The sequence below is a fragment of the Arthrobacter sp. SlRoot2-15 genome (assembly GCF_059739345.1).
The window spans coordinates 1,148,859-1,170,396 of the sequence record NZ_AP046058.1 but is presented as its reverse complement, the minus strand read 5'-3'; the positions used below and the strand labels follow the sequence as shown (position 1 = coordinate 1,170,396).

19 protein-coding genes are annotated in these 21,538 nt (G+C 68.9%); 11 read left to right on the top strand and 8 right to left on the bottom strand.

The annotated features are described in order from the left end of the window. Nucleotides 1–143: 143 nt before the first annotated feature. The 3 genes from gcvH to AC6I9V_RS05245 all read left to right on the top strand — a co-directional run bounded on the left by gcvH (nucleotide 144) and on the right by AC6I9V_RS05245 (nucleotide 3,419). Nucleotides 144–527 (top strand): glycine cleavage system protein GcvH, encoded by a 384-nt coding sequence (gcvH, locus tag AC6I9V_RS05255; protein ID WP_224048629.1) that lies wholly within the window; start codon nucleotides 144–146, stop codon nucleotides 525–527. Next, nucleotides 524–1,846: a serine hydroxymethyltransferase gene (gene glyA / locus AC6I9V_RS05250; RefSeq protein WP_497898593.1), complete on the top strand. Its 1,323-nt coding sequence runs from the start codon at nucleotides 524–526 to the stop codon at nucleotides 1,844–1,846. Before gcvH ends, glyA begins: the two co-directional genes overlap by 4 nt. 160 nt (nucleotides 1,847–2,006) lie before the next feature. After that, on the top strand, nucleotides 2,007–3,419 hold the full coding sequence (locus tag AC6I9V_RS05245; RefSeq protein ID WP_497898592.1) for an L-serine ammonia-lyase: 1,413 nt from the start codon (nucleotides 2,007–2,009) through the stop codon (nucleotides 3,417–3,419). 3 nt (nucleotides 3,420–3,422) lie between these two features. Here AC6I9V_RS05245 and AC6I9V_RS05240 read toward each other — a convergent pair whose 3' ends face one another. Next, nucleotides 3,423–3,935 carry a TspO/MBR family protein gene (locus AC6I9V_RS05240; protein ID WP_497898591.1) on the bottom strand — a complete coding sequence of 171 codons (513 nt, stop codon included), beginning with the start codon at nucleotides 3,933–3,935 and terminating at the stop codon, nucleotides 3,423–3,425. 136 nt (nucleotides 3,936–4,071) lie between these two features. Here AC6I9V_RS05240 and AC6I9V_RS05235 point away from each other — a divergent pair, with 136 nt between their 5' ends. Then, nucleotides 4,072–5,145: a lipid II:glycine glycyltransferase FemX gene (locus AC6I9V_RS05235; RefSeq protein ID WP_497898590.1), complete on the top strand. Its 1,074-nt coding sequence runs from the start codon at nucleotides 4,072–4,074 to the stop codon at nucleotides 5,143–5,145. Nucleotides 5,146–5,176: 31 nt separating this feature from the next. Further along, nucleotides 5,177–6,673: a threonine/serine exporter family protein gene (locus AC6I9V_RS05230; protein ID WP_497898589.1), complete on the top strand. Its 1,497-nt coding sequence runs from the start codon at nucleotides 5,177–5,179 to the stop codon at nucleotides 6,671–6,673. 14 nt (nucleotides 6,674–6,687) lie between these two features. On the opposite strand, the gene AC6I9V_RS05225 is transcribed toward AC6I9V_RS05230, so the two are convergent. Further along, complete coding sequence (locus tag AC6I9V_RS05225) at nucleotides 6,688–7,527, bottom strand: siderophore-interacting protein (protein ID WP_497898588.1); 840 nt, start codon at nucleotides 7,525–7,527, stop codon at nucleotides 6,688–6,690. A gap of 25 nt (nucleotides 7,528–7,552) precedes the next feature. Beyond that, on the bottom strand, nucleotides 7,553–8,257 hold the full coding sequence (locus AC6I9V_RS05220) for a uracil-DNA glycosylase (RefSeq protein ID WP_497900260.1): 705 nt from the start codon (nucleotides 8,255–8,257) through the stop codon (nucleotides 7,553–7,555). 182 nt (nucleotides 8,258–8,439) lie between these two features. Between AC6I9V_RS05220 and AC6I9V_RS05215 the strand changes: the two genes are divergently transcribed. From AC6I9V_RS05215 to AC6I9V_RS05190, 6 genes are all read left to right on the top strand, one after another. Beyond that, the gene (locus AC6I9V_RS05215; protein WP_349413034.1) at nucleotides 8,440–8,757 is read left to right on the top strand and encodes a DUF3263 domain-containing protein; all 318 of its coding nucleotides are present in this window, start codon (nucleotides 8,440–8,442) and stop codon (nucleotides 8,755–8,757) included. Nucleotides 8,758–8,847: 90 nt separating this feature from the next. Beyond that, nucleotides 8,848–9,468: a LytR C-terminal domain-containing protein gene (locus AC6I9V_RS05210; RefSeq protein ID WP_497898587.1), complete on the top strand. Its 621-nt coding sequence runs from the start codon at nucleotides 8,848–8,850 to the stop codon at nucleotides 9,466–9,468. A 165-nt stretch (nucleotides 9,469–9,633) separates the two neighbouring features. Next, nucleotides 9,634–9,837: a cold-shock protein gene (locus AC6I9V_RS05205; protein ID WP_349413036.1), complete on the top strand. Its 204-nt coding sequence runs from the start codon at nucleotides 9,634–9,636 to the stop codon at nucleotides 9,835–9,837. 86 nt (nucleotides 9,838–9,923) lie between these two features. Further along, complete coding sequence (locus tag AC6I9V_RS05200; protein ID WP_497900259.1) at nucleotides 9,924–11,165, top strand: ABC transporter substrate-binding protein; 1,242 nt, start codon at nucleotides 9,924–9,926, stop codon at nucleotides 11,163–11,165. Nucleotides 11,166–11,461: 296 nt separating this feature from the next. Further along, a complete protein-coding gene (groL, locus tag AC6I9V_RS05195; RefSeq protein WP_497898586.1) occupies nucleotides 11,462–13,099 on the top strand; it encodes a chaperonin GroEL in 1,638 nt (545 codons plus the stop codon). 271 nt (nucleotides 13,100–13,370) lie between these two features. Then, nucleotides 13,371–14,420 (top strand): RNase H family protein, encoded by a 1,050-nt coding sequence (locus tag AC6I9V_RS05190; protein ID WP_497898585.1) that lies wholly within the window; start codon nucleotides 13,371–13,373, stop codon nucleotides 14,418–14,420. A gap of 109 nt (nucleotides 14,421–14,529) precedes the next feature. Here the strand turns inward: AC6I9V_RS05190 and AC6I9V_RS05185 are convergent, their stop codons facing one another. From AC6I9V_RS05185 to AC6I9V_RS05165, 5 genes are all read right to left on the bottom strand, one after another. Further along, nucleotides 14,530–14,817: a WXG100 family type VII secretion target gene (locus AC6I9V_RS05185; RefSeq protein ID WP_497898584.1), complete on the bottom strand. Its 288-nt coding sequence runs from the start codon at nucleotides 14,815–14,817 to the stop codon at nucleotides 14,530–14,532. Between the two features lie 246 nt (nucleotides 14,818–15,063). Then, nucleotides 15,064–16,617, bottom strand: a complete 1,554-nt coding sequence (locus AC6I9V_RS05180) for a sensor histidine kinase (RefSeq protein WP_497898583.1) — start codon at nucleotides 16,615–16,617, stop codon at nucleotides 15,064–15,066. 2 nt (nucleotides 16,618–16,619) lie between these two features. Continuing rightward, nucleotides 16,620–17,330: a response regulator transcription factor gene (locus AC6I9V_RS05175; RefSeq protein ID WP_349413041.1), complete on the bottom strand. Its 711-nt coding sequence runs from the start codon at nucleotides 17,328–17,330 to the stop codon at nucleotides 16,620–16,622. Between the two features lie 67 nt (nucleotides 17,331–17,397). Continuing rightward, nucleotides 17,398–19,044 (bottom strand): DNA repair helicase XPB, encoded by a 1,647-nt coding sequence (locus AC6I9V_RS05170; RefSeq protein WP_349413042.1) that lies wholly within the window; start codon nucleotides 19,042–19,044, stop codon nucleotides 17,398–17,400. Continuing rightward, the gene (locus tag AC6I9V_RS05165) at nucleotides 19,041–21,536 is read right to left on the bottom strand and encodes a helicase-associated domain-containing protein (protein WP_349413043.1); all 2,496 of its coding nucleotides are present in this window, start codon (nucleotides 21,534–21,536) and stop codon (nucleotides 19,041–19,043) included. The genes AC6I9V_RS05170 and AC6I9V_RS05165 overlap by 4 nt, the downstream gene beginning before the upstream one ends. Between the last annotated feature and the right edge of the window lie 2 nt (nucleotides 21,537–21,538).

The window sequence follows — 21,538 nt, the reverse complement described above, 5'->3', positions numbered from 1 at the left end:
GCGAGGTTAGGGAGACGGTGGGGAGGACGAGCGAGCACGCGGAGGAATTCGGTTTCCGGCCGCGGAACCCGACCGAGGTCGGTACATAACCCGGCCACAATTGATTTAGCACCAACGACCACTCCAAGAATTAGGAAAAACACATGGCAAAAGTTGCCCCTGAACTGCAGTACTCCGACGAGCACGAGTGGGTTGCGCGGGAGGCCGGGAACGTTGTGTCTATCGGCATCTCCGCCGTCGCCACAGATGCTCTCGGCGACATCGTCTACGTGGACCTGCCCGAGGTGGGCGCCACGGTGACCGCGGGGGAGACCTGCGGCGAGGTCGAGTCAACCAAGTCGGTCTCCGACCTGTACGCACCGGTCACCGGCGAGGTCACCGAAACCAACCCCGCCGTCGTCGACGATCCCTCGCTGATCAACAGCGACCCGTACGGTGCCGGCTGGCTGTTCAAGGTCGCCGCCGAATCGGACGGTCCGCTGCTCTCCGCCCAGGAATACGCGTCCAAGAACGGCGGCGAACTGTGAGCACCCCCGCAACTGAAACGAGCTTCAAGCAGGTCGTGTCCCCGTCGCTGGATGCGGAGCTGTCCGCGCTGGATCCGGAGATCGCCGTGCGGATCGATGCGGAGCTGGGCCGCCAGCGCGACGGCCTGGAGATGATCGCCTCGGAGAACCACACCGCGGTGGCCGTGATGCAGGCGCAGGGTTCGGTGCTGACGAACAAGTACGCCGAGGGCTACCCGGGCAAGCGCTATTACGGCGGCTGCGAGCACGTCGACGTGATCGAGCAGCTCGCGATCGACCGGGTCAAGGCCCTGTTCGGCGCCGGGTACGCGAACGTCCAGCCGCACTCCGGCGCGCAGGCGAACGCCTCGGTGATGCACGCGCTGATCCGTCCGGGCGACACGATCATGGGCCTGAACCTGGCCCACGGCGGGCACCTGACGCACGGCATGAAGATTAACTTCTCCGGCCGCCTCTACAACGTCATCCCGTACCAGGTGCGGGAGGATGACCACCGGATCGACATGGCCGAGGTCGAGGCCCTGGCCCGGGAGCACAAGCCGCAGCTCATTGTTGCCGGCTGGTCCGCGTACGCCCGGCAGCTGGACTTCGCGGAGTTCCGCCGGATCGCCGATTCGGTGGGCGCCTACCTGATGGTGGACATGGCCCACTTCGCCGGGCTCGTCGCGGCCGGGCTGCACCCCTCCCCGGTGCCGCACGCGCACGTCACGACGTCGACGACGCACAAGACCCTCGCCGGTCCGCGCGGTGGCATCATCCTGAGCAACGACGCCGACATCGCCAAGAAGATCAACTCGGCCGTGTTCCCGGGCCAGCAGGGCGGACCGCTCGAGCACGTCATCGCCGGCAAGGCCGTGGCCTTCAAGATCGCCGCGTCGCCCGAGTTCAAGGAACGCCAGGAACGTGTCCTGGCCGGTGCCCGGATCCTCGCCGAGCGCCTGGTCCAGCCGGATGTGACCGCGAAGGGGATTAACGTGATCTCCGGCGGCACCGATGTACACCTGGTCCTGGTGGACCTGCGCGAGTGCGAGCTCAACGGCCAGGAAGCCGAGGACCGGCTCGCGGCGATCGACATCACGGTCAACCGCAACGCCGTCCCGTTCGATCCGCGCCCGCCGATGGTCACTTCCGGGCTGCGGATCGGCACCCCGGCGCTGGCCACCCGCGGCTTCGGTCAGGCCGCGTTCGCCGAGGTCGCGGACATCATCGCCGAGGCTTTGACCGCCGACGCCGGCACGGACCTCTCCGGGCTCCGCACCCGCGTCCAGGCCCTCGCCGCAGCCCACCCGCTCTACCCGTCGGTTGCTAACCTCGGATAAGAGCCCGGCTGGCTCCGGGCCCGGCGGACCGGACTTTTCACGCGTGCTGCTCCTTCGTCGCTTTGACGCACGCTTTCGAAAAGCCCGGCTCCGCCGGCCCCTCGAGGGCACCTCACCTTCTGCTCTATCCCCACATTTATCCCCAGTTAGGAACCCAGCCATGGCTGTTGGAGTCTTTGATCTCTTTTCCATCGGATTGGGGCCGTCAAGCTCGCACACCGTGGGCCCGATGCGGGCCGCGGCGGTGTTCGCCGAGGAACTCAAGGCCTCCGGCGACCTGGGACGCGTGGCGTCGTTGCGGGTGGATCTCTACGGGTCCCTTGCGGCGACCGGCCACGGCCACGGGACGATGACGGCGATCCTGCTCGGCCTGGAGGGTTTCCACCCTGAACTGATCCTCCCCGAGGAGGTGGAGGAGCGGCTGGCCGCGATCGCCGAAAGCGGCACCCTCCAGTTGGCAGGGTCGGTGCCCCTGCCCTACGGCGTGAAGGACATGGTCCTGCGCCCGCTGACCATCCTGCCCCGGCACACCAACGGGATGACCTTCACGGTCTCCGACGCCGACGGCGGGACCCTGCACAGTGCCACGTTCTTCTCCGTCGGCGGCGGTTTCATCGTCCGCGAGGGCGAGGAGGACGCCGCGCTGAAGGAACTCGACGAATCCAAGAAGGAACTGCCGCTGCCGTTCCGCACCGCCGCGGAACTGCTGGGCCGCTGCCAGTCCAAAGGCCTCTCCATCGGAGAGATCATGTTCGTCAACGAACGTGCCTCCCGCACCGAACAGGAGATCCGCGAAGGCCTGCTGCACATCTACTCCGTGATGGTCGAGTGCGTGGAAACCTCCCTCAAGCGCGAGGGCCTGCTGCCCGGCGGGCTCAAGGTCCGCCGCCGCGCCCCCGACTGGCACGAACGCCTGCTCAAGGAAACCCCCGGCCAGGACCCCGACTACCGCGACCCGAAGTACTGGCAGGAATGGGTCAACCTGATCGCCCTGGCCGTGAACGAGGAAAACGCCTCCGGCGGGCGCGTCGTCACCGCCCCCACCAACGGCGCGGCCGGGATCATCCCCGCGGTGCTCTACTACGCCCTGCACTTCGCCCCCGGCATGGACAAGGCCAGCCAGGCCGACCGCGACGAGACGGTCGTCAAGTTCCTGCTGACCGCCGGCGCGATCGGGGTGCTCTACAAGGAACAGGCCTCGATCTCCGGCGCCGAGGTCGGCTGCCAGGGCGAGGTCGGCTCGGCGTCCTCGATGGCCGCCGCCGGGCTCGCCGAAGTCATGGGCGGCACCCCGGCCCAGGTCGAGAACGCCGCGGAAATCGCGATGGAACACAACCTCGGCCTGACCTGCGACCCGATCGGCGGGCTCGTGCAGATCCCCTGCATCGAGCGCAACGCGATCGCCGCGGCGAAAGCCATCAACGCCGCCAAAATGGCCCTCTGGGGCGACGGCACCCACCGCGTCTCCCTCGACGAGGTCATCGTGACCATGCGCGAAACCGGCAAAGACATGAGCTCCAAATACAAAGAAACCGCCATGGGCGGCCTCGCCGTCAACGTCGTGGAGTGCTGAGCCTCAGTTGTTCAGCGCCGCCCAGAGGTTCAGGGACGAAGCGAACACGATCCAGGTCAGGTAGGGGAGCATCAGTAACCCCGCGGCGCGGCTGATCGGGCCGAACCGCAACACCGTGACGGCCACGGCAACGGCAAGCGCCACGATGATCACGAAGCCGATCCACAGCGCCGGTGTGCCGAGGGACGGGTACAGGGCGAAGAATGCCGGCGTCCACAGCAGGTTCAGCACCAGCTGGAGGCCGTAGGCGGTGAGGGCCGCCCTCATGGCGGGGGACCGGCTGCGCCAGACCAGCCAGGCGGCCACGGCCATAGCGATGTAGAGCAGTGTCCAGACCGGCCCAAAGAGCCAGTTCGGCGGGGACCACGGCGCCTTGTCCGCGGCGGCGTACCAGCCGTCGACGTTGGCCGCGGAGGCCATCCCGCCGAGGGCCGCGACGAGTGCTGAAGCGCCCAGCAACGCGAGCAGGGCGAGTGCCTGGGCGGCGGGGCCCCGGGCTTCCGGCTGCGCTTGCATACCCCCAGCCTAATCGCGGTGACGGCGGCCGGCACAGGGCCGCGGGACCCGGACTGCCCCGGCCGCCCGATAGACTTGGGACTGCATGCCAGCCATGCCGCCGATGCTCGTACCGCAATGATTGGATGCCGCCCCCTTGCGTGAATTCACTGCCCGTTTTGCCTCAGCCGAAGAGATCGCCAACTGGGATGCCCACGTCACGGCGAACCCCAATGGCGGCAATCTCCTGCAATCGGAGGCCTTCGCGGAGGTGAAGCAGCACTTTGGCTGGAAGCCCCTGCACCTGGTCTACGAGACCGCCGACTACACGAGCTACAACCTCGTCCTGGAGAAGTCCTTCCCGCTTCTCGGCAAGCTCTGGTACCTGATCAAGGGACCGGACGTGGCGTCCGTTGAGGACATCCCCGGGATCGCCGCGGCGAACGCCGAGTTCGTCAAGCGCGCCCGGTTGGGGGTCTTCGCCATCAAAATCGAGCCGGACATCATCCGGTCCGACGACGCCCGGCGCGTGATCGAAGGCGCCGGCCTGGTCAAGACCCACAACCTGCAGCCCAACGACTCGACGGCGCTTCTGGACATCTCCCCGGAGGAGAACCAGCTGCTGCGCAACCTCCACTCGCGCGGCCGCAACGCCGTCCGCCGCGCCATCCGGGAGGGCGTTGAGGTCCATAACGTGGACCCCAGCGAGGAGAACTTCCGGGCCATGTACGCGTTGATGACCACCACGGTGGAAGCCAAGTCCCAGGTCCGGGTGCGCGAATACGAGTACTACCGCCAGTTCTGGACCAACTTCATCAAACGGGACCAGGGCCGGCTGCTGTTTGTGTACGAAAACGGCGTGCCCTCGGTGGGCGCGTTCGTCATCAACTACGGCCGCAAGGGCACCTACAAGGACGGCGGGTCGCTGCAGAAACGCGGCCAGTACGGCGACTCCCACCTGGTGCAGTGGACGGCCATCAACCAGGTCAAGGAGCTGGGCTGCACGGAATACGATTTCTGCGGCACCCCGCCCAGCGACCAGCTCAAGGACACATCCAACCCCTTCCACGGCCTGGGCCTTTTCAAGACCAGCTTCAGCAAGACTGTCACGGACTTCGTCGGCTGCTACGACCAGGTCCTGAGCCCGCTGAAGTACAAGGCCTGGATGGCCGGCGGGGAGCGCGTCGCCCGCCAGTTGTACACGCGGCGCACGGGCCAGCAGTTCTACTAAACCGGACGTACGGACAGTTGAGGACGCCGGAATGACCAAGGAAACCGACGGACAGCGCAGGCCGCCCACCGACGGCTTGCCCAAGACCGAACCGATGTCGCCGCTGCAGGTGCGCCAGAACGCCGCCGCCAAACGGATGCTCCGCCGCCTGGTCCAGGGCGAAAACCCGCCGACGGCCCCGCTGAGCATCGTCGACCGGCTGGCCGGCAGCCCGTACGCCAACCCAATGATCCAGGTCGGCGGTGTGGACACGTCGGCCCGCAAGACAATCGACTTTGCGCTCAAGCTGGCCGAATCGATGTTCCGGTACGGCGCCGGCGCCCTCGAAGTGGAAACCAGCATCATTGCGATTACCGCCGCGCTGGGGCTGAAAAACATCGAGGTGGACATCACCAACCAGTCGGTGGCCATCAACTACGCCCCGAGGGACCAGACGCCCATCACGCTGCTGCGGGTCGTGCGGTCGTGGACCAACAACTACGCCGGGCTGGCCGAGGTCCACCAACTGGTCACCGAGATTGTGGCCGGCGGTGTGGGGCGCGAGGAAGCGGTGCGCCGGCTCGAGGAGATCACGCACAGCCCGAAACCCTTCCCGCGCTGGATGGTCACCGTTGCCTTTGGCGTCTTCTCGGCGGTCTTTGTCGGTGTGCTGGGCGGAGACCTGGCCGCCTCCGGGGTCGCCTTCCTGTCCAACCTGCTGATCAGCCTGCTGGCGCGGCAACTGGGCCGCTGGCGCACGCCGGATTTCTTCGTCACGGCGGCCTGTTCCTTCGTTGTCACCCTTATCGCGTTGTTGCTGTGGCGCTTCGGCAGCAGGGTCGGGATCGAGATCGCCCCCGCCATCGTGGTGGTCGGCGGGATCCTGCTGCTGCTTCCCACCGGCCGGCTGGTCTCCTCGGTGCAGGACGCGATCAACGGCTTCCCGGTCACGGCCGCCGGCCGCTTCCTCTCCACCATGCTGACCTTCGGCGCCCTCGTCGCCGGAATCGCCGTCGGCTTCGTGGTGGGGGCGATGACAGGCATGGAAGCCATCGATGTCACCGAAACATTCCCGCCGATGTATCCATTGTGGGCTCTGGTTCCCTTGGTCGCCATCGCCGTGGTCGCGATCGGCGTGACCGAGCAGACCTCACTCAAGCTGTTGCTGCCGACGGCGGCCGTCGGCGTCGTCGGGCACCTGGTGCTCATCGGTGGATCCGCCGCCGGCATTGGTCCGCGGTTCGCTCCGGCCCTCGCGGCCGTTGTGATCGGCCTGCTCGCCCGGGTGGTGGCGCTGCGGATGGGCGCCCCGCAGCTGGTGGTGGCCGTGCCTGCAGCGCTCATCCTGCTGCCCGGCCTGACTATATTCCGATCCATGTATGTATTGACGATCGAGGAGTCCGAGATCCTGATGGGCGCCGGCGGGATGCTCAACGCCGGGGCGATCGTGCTCGGCGTCGCCGCTGGCATCGTGCTCGGTGACACGCTCGCCCGGCCCCTGACCCGGAGCCTCGCCAGCAACGAACGACGCCGCGCCCGCCGCCGCTGACCCTCCGCGTCCGGCTAGATTTTGCCGATCGGCAGCTTCTTCTCGGCCTGGAAGTCGTCTTCCACCCGGCCCTGGGCCCAATAGCCGGACAGCGACACCTGGCCGCGCTCCAGCCCGCGCTGGGCAAAGAACACCTCGCGCAGACCTTTCATGGCGCCGCGCTCACCGTGGGCGAAGACCTGGACCTGACCTTCCGGCCATACGGCGTCGCGTACGGCGTCCACCAGCAGCGGGGTGCTTCCGGCCGGTGCGCCGCGGCGCAGGAGCCAGCGCAGTTCGACGCCGGCGGGGGCGTCGAGGGCCAGCACGTCGGCGTCGCCGTCCACCTCCAGGAACGCCAGGCCCCGGGCGTCCCGGGGGAGGGACTCAATCGCGGCACTGATCGCCGGCAGGGCGGATTCGTCGCCCGCGAAGAGATGCCAGTCGGCCGCCGGATCCGGGTTGTAGCCGCCGCCCGGCCCCGTAAACACCAGCGTGTCCCCGGCCTCGGCGGCGGCGGCCCACGGCCCGGCGAGGCCTTCGTCGCCGTGGATCACGAAGTCGATCGCGAGCTCGGACGCGTCTTCGTCAACCCAGCGGACGGTGTAGGTCCGGGTGTGCGGCCACTGTTCGCGAGGATGGGATTCCCGGATGGCCCAGAGGTCCAGCGGCTGCGGGTAGTCGATCCCGGGCTGCGGGAAAGCAATCTTGACGTACCGGTCCACGTAGCTGTTGTTGACGTAGCCGGCGAAGCCGGGTCCGCCGGCAACAATCCGGACCATGTGCGGCGAGAGCTGCTCCCGCCGCAGGACCGTGAGGCTGGTCTGGGGCCGGGAGTTCCGGTTGGCGCTGGTGGCGGCGGGGAGCGAAGTCATGCGGCTAAGCCTAGCCAAGAACTGCTCACGGCAGCGGCGGCAGTTCCCAGTCCACCGTGCCGTCCCCCTGGGCGGTGAGCAGCTCATTGACGCGGCTGAAGGGCCGGGAGCCGAAGAACCCGCGGGACGCCGAGAGGGGACTGGGATGTGGGCTGGCGATCACGGCGGCGGAGCCGAGCAACGGCCGCACCCCCTCCGCATCCTTGCCCCAGAGAACTGCGACCAGCGGGGCCGGGGCGCCGTCGTCGCCGCGCCGCTGCGTGAGGGCCGTGATGGCCGCGGCCGTGACGGCTTCCCAGCCCTTGCCGCGGTGTGACCCGGCGGCGCCGGCCCGGACGCTGAGGACCCTGTTGAGCATCAGCACGCCCTGCTCCGACCAGCGGCCCAGCTCTCCGTGCACCCGCGGCGGCAGCCCAAGGTCGGCGTCGAGCTCCTTGTAAATGTTGGCCAGGCTGCGCGGGATCGGGCGCGTGGCGCCGTCCACGGCGAAAGAGAGTCCGACGGCGTGGCCGGGTGTGGGGTACGGGTCCTGGCCCACGATCAGCACCCGGACGCCGGCGAGCGGCTGGCGGAAGGCGCGCAGAAGGTTCCACGGCGCCGGCAGCACCTCGTGGCCGCCGGCCACCTCGGCGGCGAGGAACTCCAGGACGTCCCGCAACTGCCGCTCGACCGGAGCCAGCGCGGCAGCCCAGTCCGCTGCCATCAGTTCGGCCAGCGGCTGCCGCGCCATGTCTGCGAAGGCCGGCGTCCCGGCAGCCTCGGGTTCGAGGTCAAACAGGGCATCAGGATGGGACGAATTGGGCACGGTCCCATTCTCGCAGGACCTCCCGCGACCCGCCCGATAAATGACAATGCTGTTATTCGGCCGTAGCATGTGGGGGACAACTATCGGAACCAGCCAGGGAGTGCGTTGTGGCCGAAGCAGCACCGGAGTACCTGCCGGCGGAGGACCTCCAGTCATCGCCGGCGGCCGACGACTCGCCGCTGAGCAGCCGGGACCAGCAGATGCTCGCCCTGGAGCGGCAGTGGTGGAAGTACGCCGGCGCCAAGGAACAGGCCATCCGGGAGCTTTTTGACCTCTCCGCCACGCACTACTACCAGATCCTCAACGCCCTGATCGATACCGAGCCGGCGCTGGCCCACGATCCCATGCTGGTCAAGAGATTGCGTAGACTACGTACGTCACGACAACGTGCCCGCACCGCTCGCCGCCTCGGTTCAGACGCCTAAACCCGCGGGAATTCCAGCCGGAGGCGAGCAAATCCGCGAGGATTCCGGCGGCGGGCCATCAGCCAGAAATCAGCAAGGACGAGTTTTACCATGACCAAGTACGCTCGGGATGAATTTGATCGGGTCCCGGAGACCTCCACGCGCCAAGGCGTACACCGGACGGTTTCCGCAGCCCGCTCCCGCCGATTGGGTCCCATCCTGTCCTTTGGCGCCGTGGCCCTCGCAATCGGCCTCGTCGCCTTCCTCCTGCTGCCCAAGCTGGGCTTCGGCCCCGCCGGCGGCTCAGCCATGACCGCGGACCAGGCCAGCAACAACGCCGCAGCGTCGGCCGCACCCACCGCTGCCGGCGCCACACCCTCCGCCAGCCCCGAGCCGACCGGCAGCCTCGCCCCCGCAGGTTCGACGCCGTCCGCCTCGGCCACACCGAGCGCGGCCGTGGACAAAACACAGCCGGTGGCCATTTACAACGGAACCGCGACGGCGGGCCTCGCCGGCCGCGTCGGAACCACCGTCACCTCGGCAGGGTGGGTCCTCGGCCCGCTCGGCAACTGGGGCGGCGCCCGGCAGCAAACCTCGGTGGTCTTCTACAACGGCCCGGCGCAGAAGGCCAACGCCGACGCACTGGGCTCACTCCTGGGAATCGCCACGCTCGTGGATTCGGCCGAATTCAAGATGCCCCTCGTCGTCGTCCTGGGCCCCGGCTTCAAGTAGCAGCGGCCGCGGCGTCGGTTACGCCTGAATAACTATCCGCGCGGCCCCCGGCCCGGTCAGCAGGCCAGTGGGAGGCTGTGGGTAGAGTATCTGCGGATTTGGTTTCGCATACCGCGGCGCACAACGAGGTGGGCCGTTAACCAGCTAACTGAAAGTGTGGAGAAGATGGCACTGGGGACCGTCAAGTGGTTCAACGCCGACAAGGGCTACGGCTTCATCACCGTCGACAGCTCCGGGGCCGACGTCTTTGTGCACTGGTCCGCGATCAACGGCGAAGGTTACCGCGCCCTGGCCGAGGGCCAGCGGGTGGAGCTGGAAATCGGCGAAGGCGACAAGGGCCCGCAGGCCGAAAGCGTCCGGCCCGCCTAGTGGCATTCTCCGCAGCGGCACCCGCCCCGAAGAGCCCCGACCGCCGGCCCCGCCTGCGGCGGTTCCGCCGCGCGTCAGCTGCCGGCATGGCGGCGGCCGGACTCTCCGCGGCCGTGGCGCTCAGCGCGTGTGCCGGGCCCACCGGCAACGCCCGGACGGACACCGTGGACGCCTCAGGTGACGGCACCCTGAGGATCGGCCTGATCCTGGACAACACCGGCAAGCAAAGCTTCCTCAACGCCCCCCAGCTTGCGGCGGCAAAGCTCGCGGTCAAGGAAATCAACGCGGCCGGCGGGCACAAGGGCCGGCCGGTGGAACTCTTGCCGCAAGCGATCGGCACGGATACCGCGGCTCAGGCCAAGAACCTAGTGGCGGCCAAAGCCGACGTCGTGATCGGACCCACCGACTCCAGCCGGGCCGCCGACGCCATCGACGTGCTCTCGCGCGCCAAGGTGGCCCTGATTTCCCCGGCGAACACCGCACCCGGACTCAGCAAATACAAGAGCGGGGGCTACTACTTCCGGACCGCCGCCGCGGACATCGCGCAGGCTTCCGTCCTGGTCAAGCTCGCCAAGGACGGCGGCGCCAAGACCATCGCCGTGCTACATGAGGAGGGCAGCTACGGCAAGGAAGTCTCAGTGGCCGTCTCCGCGGCCGCGAAAGCGGTGGGCCTCGGCACCGCCGTCGACGCCGAGTTCACGGCCGGCCACGCGCAGCAGGCGGCCGCAGCCGCCAAGGCCGCCTCCCCGGACGCCGTCGTGCTGGTAGCCCGGGACGGTGCCCAAGGCGCCATCGCCGAGCTCCACAACGCCGGACTGGCCGGCAGCAAGCTCGTCCTCAGCGACGGCGCCGTCAACCAGTACGGCCCGGGCCTGGGCTCCAAGGCCCTCGAAGGCGCCCGCGGGGTTCTCCCCGGCACGTTCCCCTCCGCACACTTCCAGGCCGAACTCGTGGCCGTCGATCCCGGCCTGAAGGACATGGCCTTCGCCGCCGAGACCTACGACGCCGTCAACCTCGCCGCCATCGCCGCCGCCGCAGCGGAGGACGACGCCGGGACCTCGATCGCCGCCCGGCTCATCGCCGTCTCCGGCGGGAGCGCCGGTGCCGCCGGAGGGGCGTCCGGCGAGGCCGCGGCCTGCGGGTCCTACCAGGAATGTGTGGCCGCCCTCCGCGCCGGCAAGCGCCCCGATTACAACGGCCAGTCCGGCCCAGTCAACTTCGACGCCAACGGCGACGTCACCGCCGCCCCCTACATGGTCTACACCTACGGCGCGGACAACAACGCCAAGATGACCGGCAGCGAAACCGCCCGCAGCACCGGCTCCTGATCGCTCGTAGCGAAGACCGTCCCGCGCCGGCGGTCCGCAACGCCGGCACTGCTTGCACTCTCCCCGGGGGAGTGCTAATTATTGACTTAGCACTCCCGCGTATTGACTGCTAACACGACGCCCGGTTCGGCCGGCTGCGACGAGGCGGCAGGATCACCGGGGGCGAGAGAAACACCTGGCTGGGGTGAGGTTCCCGGTCCGGCGGCATACAGAGGCTGCCGGGTAGGAATCGTCCGTCGCGGGCACCACGGCCCAGGTTCATTCTTAACGACTGTCCCGAAAGGACTACTGCCGTTATGGCCAAGATCATTGCATTTGATGAAGAGGCACGCCGCGGTCTTGAGCGGGGCCTGAACATCCTCGCCGACGCCGTCAAGGTCACCCTCGGCCCGCGTGGACGCAACGTCGTCCTCGAAAAGAAGTGGGGCGCCCCCACGATCACCAACGATGGTGTTTCCATCGCCAAGGAGATCGAACTGGACGACCCGTACGAGAAGATCGGCGCCGAGCTGGTCAAGGAAGTTGCCAAGAAGACGGACGACGTCGCCGGCGACGGTACCACCACCGCCACCGTGCTGGCCCAGGCCCTCGTCAAGGAAGGCCTGCGCAACGTCGCGGCCGGCGCTGACCCGCTGTCCCTCAAGCGCGGCATCGAGAAGGCTGTCGACGCGGTCACCCGTGAGCTCCTGGCCTCCGCCAAGGAAATCGAAACCAAGGAAGAGATCGCCGCCACCGCGTCCATCTCCGCCGGCGACAACGAAATTGGCGCCCTGATTGCCGAGGCCCTGGACAAGGTCGGCAAGGAAGGTGTCATCACCGTCGAGGAGTCGAACACCTTCGGCCTCGAGCTGGAGCTCACCGAGGGCATGCGCTTCGACAAGGGCTACATCTCCGCCTACTTCGTCACCGACGCCGAGCGCCAGGAAACGGTCCTCGAGGACCCGTACATCCTGATCGTCAACTCTAAGATCTCCAACGTCAAGGAACTGGTTGCTGTCCTCGAAAAGGTCATGCAGTCCAACAAGCCGCTGCTGATCATTGCCGAAGACATCGAGGGCGAGGCCCTGGCCACCCTGATCGTCAACAAGATCCGCGGCACCTTCAAGTCCGTTGCCGTCAAGGCCCCGGGCTTCGGCGACCGCCGCAAGGCCCAGCTGGCCGACATCGCCATCCTCACCGGTGGCCAGGTCATCTCCGAGGAAGTCGGCCTCAAGCTTGAGACCGCCGGCCTCGAACTGCTCGGCAAGGCCCGCAAGGTTGTTGTCACCAAGGACGAGACCACCATCGTCGAAGGTGCCGGCGACGCCGACCAGATCGCCGGCCGCGTGTCCCAGATCCGTGCCGAAATCGAGAACTCCGACTCCGACTACGACCGCGAGAAGCTGCAGGAACGCCTGGCCAAGCTGGCCGGCGGCGTTGCAGTCATCAAGGCCGGTGCCGCAACCGAGGTCGAGCTCAAGGAACGCAAGCACCGCATTGAGGACGCCGTCCGCAACGCCAAGGCTGCTGTCGAAGAGGGCATCGTCGCCGGCGGTGGCGTGGCCCTGATCCAGGCCGGCGCCAAGGCGTTCGCGAACCTGCAGCTCTCCGGTGACGAAGCGACGGGTGCGAACATCGTCCGCGTTGCCGTCGACGCCCCGCTGAAGCAGATCGCCTTCAACGCTGGCCTCGAGCCCGGCGTCGTGGTGGACAAGGTCCGCGGCCTGCCCGCAGGCCACGGCCTGAACGCAGCCACCGGCGAGTACGTCGACCTGCTGGCCGCCGGCATCAATGACCCGGTCAAGGTCACCCGGTCTGCCCTGCAGAACGCGGCGTCCATCGCCGGGCTGTTCCTCACCACCGAGGCTGTTGTGGCCGACAAGCCCGAGAAGGCCGGCGCCCCGATGGGCGGCGGCGACGACATGGGCGGCATGGGCGGCATGGGCGGTTTCTAACCACCCGGCTTTCCAGCCTGAACGCCCGGCCTGACGGTTTGCCGTCAGTGCAGCACGTTCGACGACGGCGGTCCCACCTTCGGGTGGGGCCGCCGTCGGCGTTAAGGCACGATCCCTCACTTGTGGCGGCATTCCGCCGGACGCTCCCTCGCCCAAAAGGCGGTGGTGAGGGAGCGTTGGAGGCTATGGCGCCGGTAGTGAGGGAGCGTTGGATGGCACGGCGCCGGTGGTGAGGGAGCGTTGGAGGGCCGGGGTCTGGCAGGATGGTGGAGTGACGATTACTGCAGCGGCCGACGGCTCGGCTCTAGGGAACCCCGGTCCGGCCGGCTGGGCCTGGTACGTGAACGATGACTGCTGGCGTGCCGGCGGCTGGCCGCACGGGACCAACAACCAGGGTGAGTTGATGGCTGTCCTGGATCTCTTCCGGGCCACGGCGCACCTGGCCGGCGAGGAGTTGCACATCCTCTGCGACAGCCAGTACGTCATCAATTCGGTGACCAAGTGGATGCCGGGCTGGAAGCGCAAGGGCTGGCGGAAGTCCGACGGCAAGCCCGTGCTCAACGTCGAGCTACTCAAGGAAATCGACCAGGCGCTGGCCGGACGCAAGTACACCTTCGAGTGGGTCCGCGGCCACGCGGGCCACGACCTCAACGAGGCCGCGGATGACCGCGCGCGGGCGGCGGCCACGGCCTACCAGCAGGGGATAGCACCCCGGCAGGGCCCCGGCTTCGTCCGGGCCGGCGATGAGGCAGCCCCCGCCGCTCGGCAGAATCCCGCGCTGCGGGGAGCCGGGGAACCGGTCCCCGCCGGCCAGGCCATGGCGGCTGCGGGGACGCGCCCGGCCCCGCCGGCAGCCCGGGGCAGCGCGCGGGAGTTGTTCGGGGAACCCACCCTCTTCGGTGAATCCGGCTTATTCGCGGAGCCGGACCTCTTCAGCGAGCTGGAAGCGGAATCCCGCGCGGTCGCTGCCGGTCCGGACCAGGCCCCCGAGACGATCGTCGAGGCGCTGGAGCGCGAGCTGCTGCTCCCCGAAACGCGCTCCGATCTGGGGCGCACCGGGGTGCTGCTGCACCCGGACTTCACCGAGGTCGGCAGCTCGGGCCGGCTCTGGACCCGGGACGAGATGATGATGGCTCTCGAGGATGATCCCGGCGTCCCGGCCGAGCTGGAGCTCCTCTCCGCCGACCGTATCGGCGAGAGCGCCGTGCTCCTGACCTACCGCAGCCACACCCGGACGGGAACGGCGTTGCGCAGCTCCCTGTGGGTCCTCGACGGCGCCCAGTGGCGGCTCCGCTTCCACCAGGGCACTCCCGAGGCATAGCAGCAACGGGGGCTCCGGCCGGCGGGTTCACCGGAGGACCGTCCGCCCGCGGTGGCGTTCCAACGAGCTTGGGTTCCGACGCGTCCGGGACTTCACGGCGCCGGTAGGGCTAGCCGAACCTCTGGGCGTTGTTCAGCTCGACCTGCGCATAGTTTGCAGCTGCCGAGTTGAGGGCTAGGTTGATCGAGGCCAGGGAAGATTCGACCTTGGCCTGGGTCAGCGCCCACTCGGTGATCAGGGCCTGGAAATTGGTGGCCGCAGCGCCGCGCCAGCTCGCCTGGAGTTCGTCCAGCCCATGTTTCATGGACTGCACGTCGGCGCTAATCCTTTCGACCGTGGCCTGGACGTTGGCGGACTTGAGCTGAAGCAGTTCGGTGTCGACAGCAATAATGCTCACGGGTTTGCCTTTCGAGCGTGCCGGCAGGCAGCCGGGCATCCCGACGTGATCGCGGGGGAGCAGGATCCCCGGCTGCCTGGGGGTGGAAGCATCCGGATCTTCCGGACCCTTTGAGCCTAGGCAACCCCAGAACCGGGCCCCAGCGGGCAAGACTGCTATGTGGACAACCGCTAGCCGCGGGCCGTGCGGCCGGCATCCGACCCCGGCCCCGCCGGGGCAGTGTCCGCCCGGGAGCCATCCACGCCCTCAGCGCGCGCGCCCCCCCGCATCCGAGTCCTCCACCGCGGACGCCGCCCCGGCCGTGTCCACCACCGCCGTGTCCGCCACGGCCGTGTCCGCCGCCTCGGCGGCACCCGGGGCTGCGGCCTCCGCTTCATCCAGGTACGGGAGGCTGACCACAAGGGTGGCGCCGCCGCCGTCGGTCGGCTGGACGCGGACCGTGCCTGAATGCGAACCGACAATGGCCGCTACGATAGCCAGCCCGAGGCCGCTGCCGCCGGTCTCCCGCGTCCGGGAGGTGTCCGCACGGTAGAAGCGCTCAAAGATCCTGGCGGCCTCGTCGTCGGGGACGCCGGGCCCGTGGTCGCGGACCTCGATCACCGAACGGCGGGCCCCGTCGGGGTTCGTCCGCACCCCCACGGCGAGTTCGATCGGGGTGCCTTCGGGCGTGTAGCGCAAGGCATTGCCCACCAGGTTGCCGATGACCTGGCGCAGCTTCGCCTCGTCGCCCAGCACCGGGGCCGGGGCGCCGGCGGCGCCATCGAGCCCCCGCAGAGAGATCACCCGGCTGCGGTCGCTGGCCTGGGTGTCCACCACGGCGTCATGGGCCAGCAGCAGCAGGTCGGTCGGTTTCTGCTGCAGCGGGCGCTGTTCATCGATCCGGGCCAGCAGCAGCAGGTCCTCCACCATGGCGCCCATCCGCTTGGCTTCGCTCTCGATCCGGCCCATCGCGGTGGCCACATCCTCGGGGGTGGCCAGGGCGCCGTGACGGTAGAGCTCGGAGAAGCCGCGGATGGTGACCAGCGGGGTGCGCAGTTCGTGCGAGGCGTCCGCGGCGAAGCGGCGCATCCTCGCCTCGGAGGCCATCCGCGAGGCGAAGGCCGACTCGATGTGCGCCAGCATGGCGTTGAGCGACCGGCTGAGCCGGCCAACCTCCGTGTCGGGGTTTTCGACCTCCACGCGCCGGGAAAGATCGCCCGCCGCGATCGCCGCGGCTGTCTTCTCCACCCGCGCCAGCGGCCGGAAGGACCGGGTGACGGTCCAGGTGGCGATGAAAAAGGCCAGGACCAGGGTCAGCAGGCCCACGCCCACCACCACTAGAGCGGCGTGCTCCATCACCGAATCCACCGGGTAGAGCGGCAGGCCGATCACAACGACGGCGGGCCGCTGGTTGCCGTCCAGCACGTTGACGGCCACGACCCGCCAGTTGCGCCCGTCGGTGCCGCGGACCTGGAATGGAGCCTCGCCGCGGCTGCGCGCCTCTTCGGGGCTGATGCTGGCGATGGAGGGGCGTGAGCCCTTGCTGCCGCCAAAGACGTACGCGGGCTGGCCCGGGCTGAACAGCATCAGCGAATAGTCGGTGGGGACGTTCGGGTTCTGGTCCTGGAGCTGGCTGAAAGACTGCTGCTGGCGGGCCGTCTCGACGGCGGCCTTGAGCTTGTCATCGACCTGGCCCTGCAGGTAGCTGTGCAGCAGGGCCAGGGTGCCGGCACCGGTGGCGGTGAGGGCCACCAGCATCAGGGCCATCATGATCGCGACCAGCTGCGACCGCAGCGACGCCGCCTTCCAACGGTGCAGCAAGGTCAGCGCTTCTCGGCCGTCCGCAGCACGTAGCCGACGCCCCGTTTGGTCTGGATCAGGGCCGGCGCATTGGGGTCAATGTCCACCTTGCGCCGGAGGTAGGAGATGTAGGACTCCACAATCGAGGCATCCCCGTTGAAGTCGTACTCCCAGACGTGGTCCAGGATCTGGGCCTTGGAGAGCACCCGGTTCGGGTTGAGCATCAGGTACCGCAGCAGCTTGAATTCGGTGGGGGACAGCTCGATCACCGTGCCGCCGCGGCGGACCTCGTGGGCGTCGTCGTCGAGCTCCAGGTCATCAACCCGGATGACGGCGTCGTCGTCCTGGAGGGGCTGCGTGCGGCGCAGCACCGCGCGGATGCGTGCCACCACCTCGTCGAGGCTGAACGGTTTGGTGACGTAATCGTCGCCGCCGACGGTGAGGCCGGTGACCTTGTCCTCGGTGTCGTCCTTGGCGGTCAGGAACAGGACCGGGAAGTGCTTGCCCGAGGCGCGCAGCCGGCGGGTGACGGTGAACCCGTCCATGTCCGGCAGCATCACGTCCAGGACGGCGAGGTCCGGGGCGTGGAGCTCCGCGGCGGCGAGGGCGTCGCGCCCGGTGCCGGCGGAGACGACCTCGAAGCCAGCGAAGCGCAGCGAGGTGGAGAGCAGCTCGCGGATGTTGGGTTCATCATCGACGACGAGCAGCTTGGCTTCGGGACCGTTCTTTTTCATGGTTCCCATGATGCTCCCAGACTCTGAGAGTTTTCTGAGAGGCAGATGTGTGTTGAATGGAGGCCGGCTAACTGCCGGCGCCCACGTCCTTGGCGTCCATGATGCGGTAGGCATAGCCCTGTTCAGCGAGGAAGCGCTGGCGCTTGGCGGCGAAGTCCTGGTCCAGGGTGTCCCGTGCCACGAGCGAATAGAACCGTGCCGCCCGGCCGTCCTGCTTGGGCCGCAGCAGCCGCCCCAGCCGCTGCGCCTCCTCCTGGCGGGAGCCGAAGGACCCGGAGACCTGGATCGCCACCGAGGCCTCCGGCAGGTCGATGGAGAAGTTCGCGACCTTGGACACCACCAGGGTCTGCACCTCTCCCGCGCGGAACGCGTCGAAGAGCCGCTGGCGTTCCTTGACCGAGGTGTCGCCCTTGATCACCGGCGCGTTGAGGCGCTCGCCGATCTCGTCCAGCTGGTCGATGTACTGCCCGATCACGAGGAGCTGCTCGCCGGCGTGCTCGGCCACCAGCCGCTCCACGATCCCGGTCTTGGTCTCCGAGGTGGCGCAGAGCCGGTACTTGTCCGCGTCCTCGGCCATGGCATAGGCCACCCGTTCGTCGCGGGGAAGATCCACCCGGACCTCCACGCAGTCCGCCGGCGCGATGTAGCCCTGCGCCTCGATGTCCTTCCAGGGGGCGTCGTAGCGCTTGGGGCCGATCAGGCTGAACACCTCGCCCTCGCGGCCGTCCTCGCGCACCAGGGTGGCGGTCAGGCCGAGGCGGCGGCGGGCCTGCAGGTCAGCGGTCATCCGGAAGATCGGCGCCGGCAGCAGGTGGACCTCGTCGTAGATGATCAGGCCCCAGTCGTTGCCGTCCACGAGCTCCAGATGGGGGTACAGGCCGCCGCGCTTGGTGGTGAGCACCTGGTAGGTGGCGATCGTGACGGGACGGACCTCCTTGACGGAGCCGGAGTACTCGCCGATCTCCTCCTCGGTGAGGGACGTCCGCTTGAGCAGCTCGTCCTTCCACTGCCGCGCGGACACGGTGTTGGTCACCAGGATCAGGGTGGTGGTGGAACTCGTGGCCATCGCGGCCGCGCCCACCAGGGTCTTGCCGGCGCCGCAGGGAAGCACGACGACGCCGCTGCCGCCGGCCCAGAAGTTCTCCGTCGCCAGCTGCTGGTAGGGACGAAGCTTCCAGCCGGTCTCATTGAGCATGATGGGGTGCGGCGTGCCGTCCACGTAGCCGGCGAAGTCCTCCGCGGGCCAGCCGATCTTGAGCAGCAGCTGCTTGAGCTGGCCGCGCTGGGAGGAATGCACCACCACCGTCTCGGCGTCGATCCGCGGCCCCAGCAGGGGAGCGATCTTCTTGGCCCGGCTGACCTCCTCGAGCACCGGGTAGTCGGAGGTGCGCATGACCAGGCCGTGCTGCGGATCCTTCTCCAGCCGCAGCCGGCCGTACCGGGACATGGTCTCCTCGATGTCGATCAGCAGCGAATGCGGCACCGGGAACCGGGAGTACTTGAGCAGCGTGTCGAGCACCTGTTCGGCGTCGAGCCCGGCCGCCCGGGCGTTCCAGAGCCCCAGCGGCGTCAAGCGGTAGCTGTGCACATGCTCCGGGGCGCGCTCCAGCTCGGCGAAGGCGGCGATTGCGTGGCGCGCCTCGGTGGCCTGGTCATGGTCCACTTCCAGCAGGATGGTCTTGTCACTTTGGACGATCAGCGGTCCGTCATTCACTGGAGCAGTTCCTCTGTGGCTTCAACATCAATGATCCGGTGGATGGACAGGACGCGTTCCGTTTCCTTTGCCGGATCGAAGACCCGCACCCGCCCGCCGTTTACTGCTACCGGAACAACTGTTTCACGGCTGGAATTCCCCAGGCTGTCCACCACGTTCATCACCACCGGCTGCTTGAGCCGGATCGCCTTCTGCAGGGTCTCCAGGCCCAGCTGCGTCGCGGCCTCCCCGCCTGGCGCCGCGGCGCCCCTGCCCTCCGGCGCGCCGGACGCGTGCGGGGTGCGGCCGTCGCGCAGCACCGCGAGCTGGGCGTCGACGTCGGCGTCCGCGGGCGCGGTGCGGGGGGCCGTGTAGACCGGGCGGGCGCTGCCCGGCGCCGCCGTGCTGCGGCGCAGCCGGACGACGGCGGAACCGGTGTCCTCCAGCGCGGGGGACAGGCCCAGGCCCCGCAGCACCTGGGCGGCTTCCCGGGGCGCGACGGGGGAGACCAGCACGGTCGGGGCAATCCGGACCAGGGCCAGGCCGGCGGCGGCGGAGGAATTGAGCAGTTCCAGCAGGGCCGTCTCGTCCTCGCTCTGGATGAAGCTCGCGGCCGGGCCCACCCGGAGCCGGGCGTGGCGCGCGGCGGTGTCCTCGATCAGGTACTGCAGCGGCTGCGGCACCGCGGTGGCGGAGTGCTCGCGCAGGAAGTCCAGCAGCGACGCGGCGTCCTGCCCGGCATCGAGGGCACGCCGGACCGAGGCCACGGAGAAACGGTAGATGGTGGCCGGGCCCTGGCCCTCCGCGTCGGCCATGGTCATGAGTTTCTCGCTCAGCTCCGGATCCAGGTAGCCGGGGGCGACGGCGGTCAGGTCCGCCTGGAGCAGCACATGGTTCAGCGCTGCGGGCAGGTGCTCGCCCAGGATGGCGAGGGCCGCGTCAGGTTGTTCGACGGCGATCGCCGCCCCGATCTGGCTCAGGGCCCCGGACCCGATCAGTCCCAGCATCTCGGCCTCGGCGAGGACGCCGCGGATCAGCGAACTGAAGCGGCGCGCCATCCGCGGCTGCGACCAGTCGGCGCGTTCCAGCACGGCGGCGGCGTCGAGCACCGGGGCCTCGCCGTCGGCCGCGGCGGCCTCCAGGGTGAGTTCGTTCAGGATTTCCAGGATCCGTTTCCGGACCACCGGGGCATCCGGGCGTTGCGCTTCCGCGGAGAGCGCGTTGATGGTGGTCCCGGCTGTGCCGCGGTGCGGCTGGGCGGTGGCGACGCCGCTCACCGGCTGCCCCACCAGCGAGGGGACGCGTTCGCTGGCAAGCCAGGCGTTGACCAGCCAGAGCCACTGCTCCTGCCGGGGAAGCGACGGCCATTCCAGCTGCGGCGCCGGGATCCAGGCCGAGCTGTCCACGTCCAGGCGGAGCAGTCCGGAGAGCGCGGACAGCTCCGCCAGCACGCCGGCTTCGTTCAGCCCGATCCGCAGGGCGTCCGCGAGGCGCTTCATTTCCCTCACGCCCACGCCGCCGCTGCGCAGGGTGACGAGTGGCTGTTCCTGCACGCTGTGGAGGAGCTCGCCGACCAGCCTCAGCGTCTCGGCGATGGCGCCGAGCGCGGCATTGCGGCGCAGCGCCGCGCTGGTCTGTCCCAGCCGCGGCACCGGCGGACTGAGGGCGAAATGCTCGATCACAAAGCCGCCGCGCAGGGCCATGCCGACGCTGTGTGGCAATTCCACGTGGGCGGCATCCAGCGGCACCAGCAGCCCGCGGGCCAACAGCCAGTCGACCGGCCCGACGTCGGAGCCCTCGTTCAGCACGGAGGCGCGCCGCTGCGCCTGGGGAACGGCGCCCATGGCCCAATTGCCGAACCGGGCGAGCAGGGCCGCCGTGCGGTCGGGGGCGCCGGCGAGCAGGGCTTGCAGGGCCTCGGGCGAGGCGGTCCAGTGCTGCAGTGACAGCGCGGCCTCCATCGGGGTGGCTGCAGGAGCGATGTCGGCGCCGGTCCGGTGCAGCTCGGCGACCAGCTGGACCACACGCTGGGCGAAGGCCGGCTGCAGCCGGACCAGTTCGGTGTAGCTCCGGCCCAGTCCGGCGGGGTAAATGCCGATCACATCCTTGAGGCTCCCGACCGGAAGGTAGTAGCGCTGCCGGCCCGCCGTCGGGGCTGTCCCGTGCGGCGGGTCGGCCCGGTGCACGAGGGCAAGTTCCTGGAGGGAATGCAGCAGCCGCTCCAGGGCGGTCACGGTGGAACCGTTGATCAGCCGTTTGAGCGTCGCGGCGGACGCGCTGTGCGCGGTGTCCGTGTTGGTGCACAGGTGGAGGGTCTCCAGCACCTGCATCTCGGGGCGGTTCAACCGTTCCAGCGCCCGCTGCACGCTGACCCTGCCGCTGGCCCGGGCGGCGAGGGCGGCAAAGTCCGGCACCGCGGGGGACATCAGGTCCGGCCGCGCGGAGAACAGGGCCCGCAACGAGTCGTCGCTGCGGGCCTGCAGTTCCTTGCTGAGCGCGCGGATCAGGGACATCA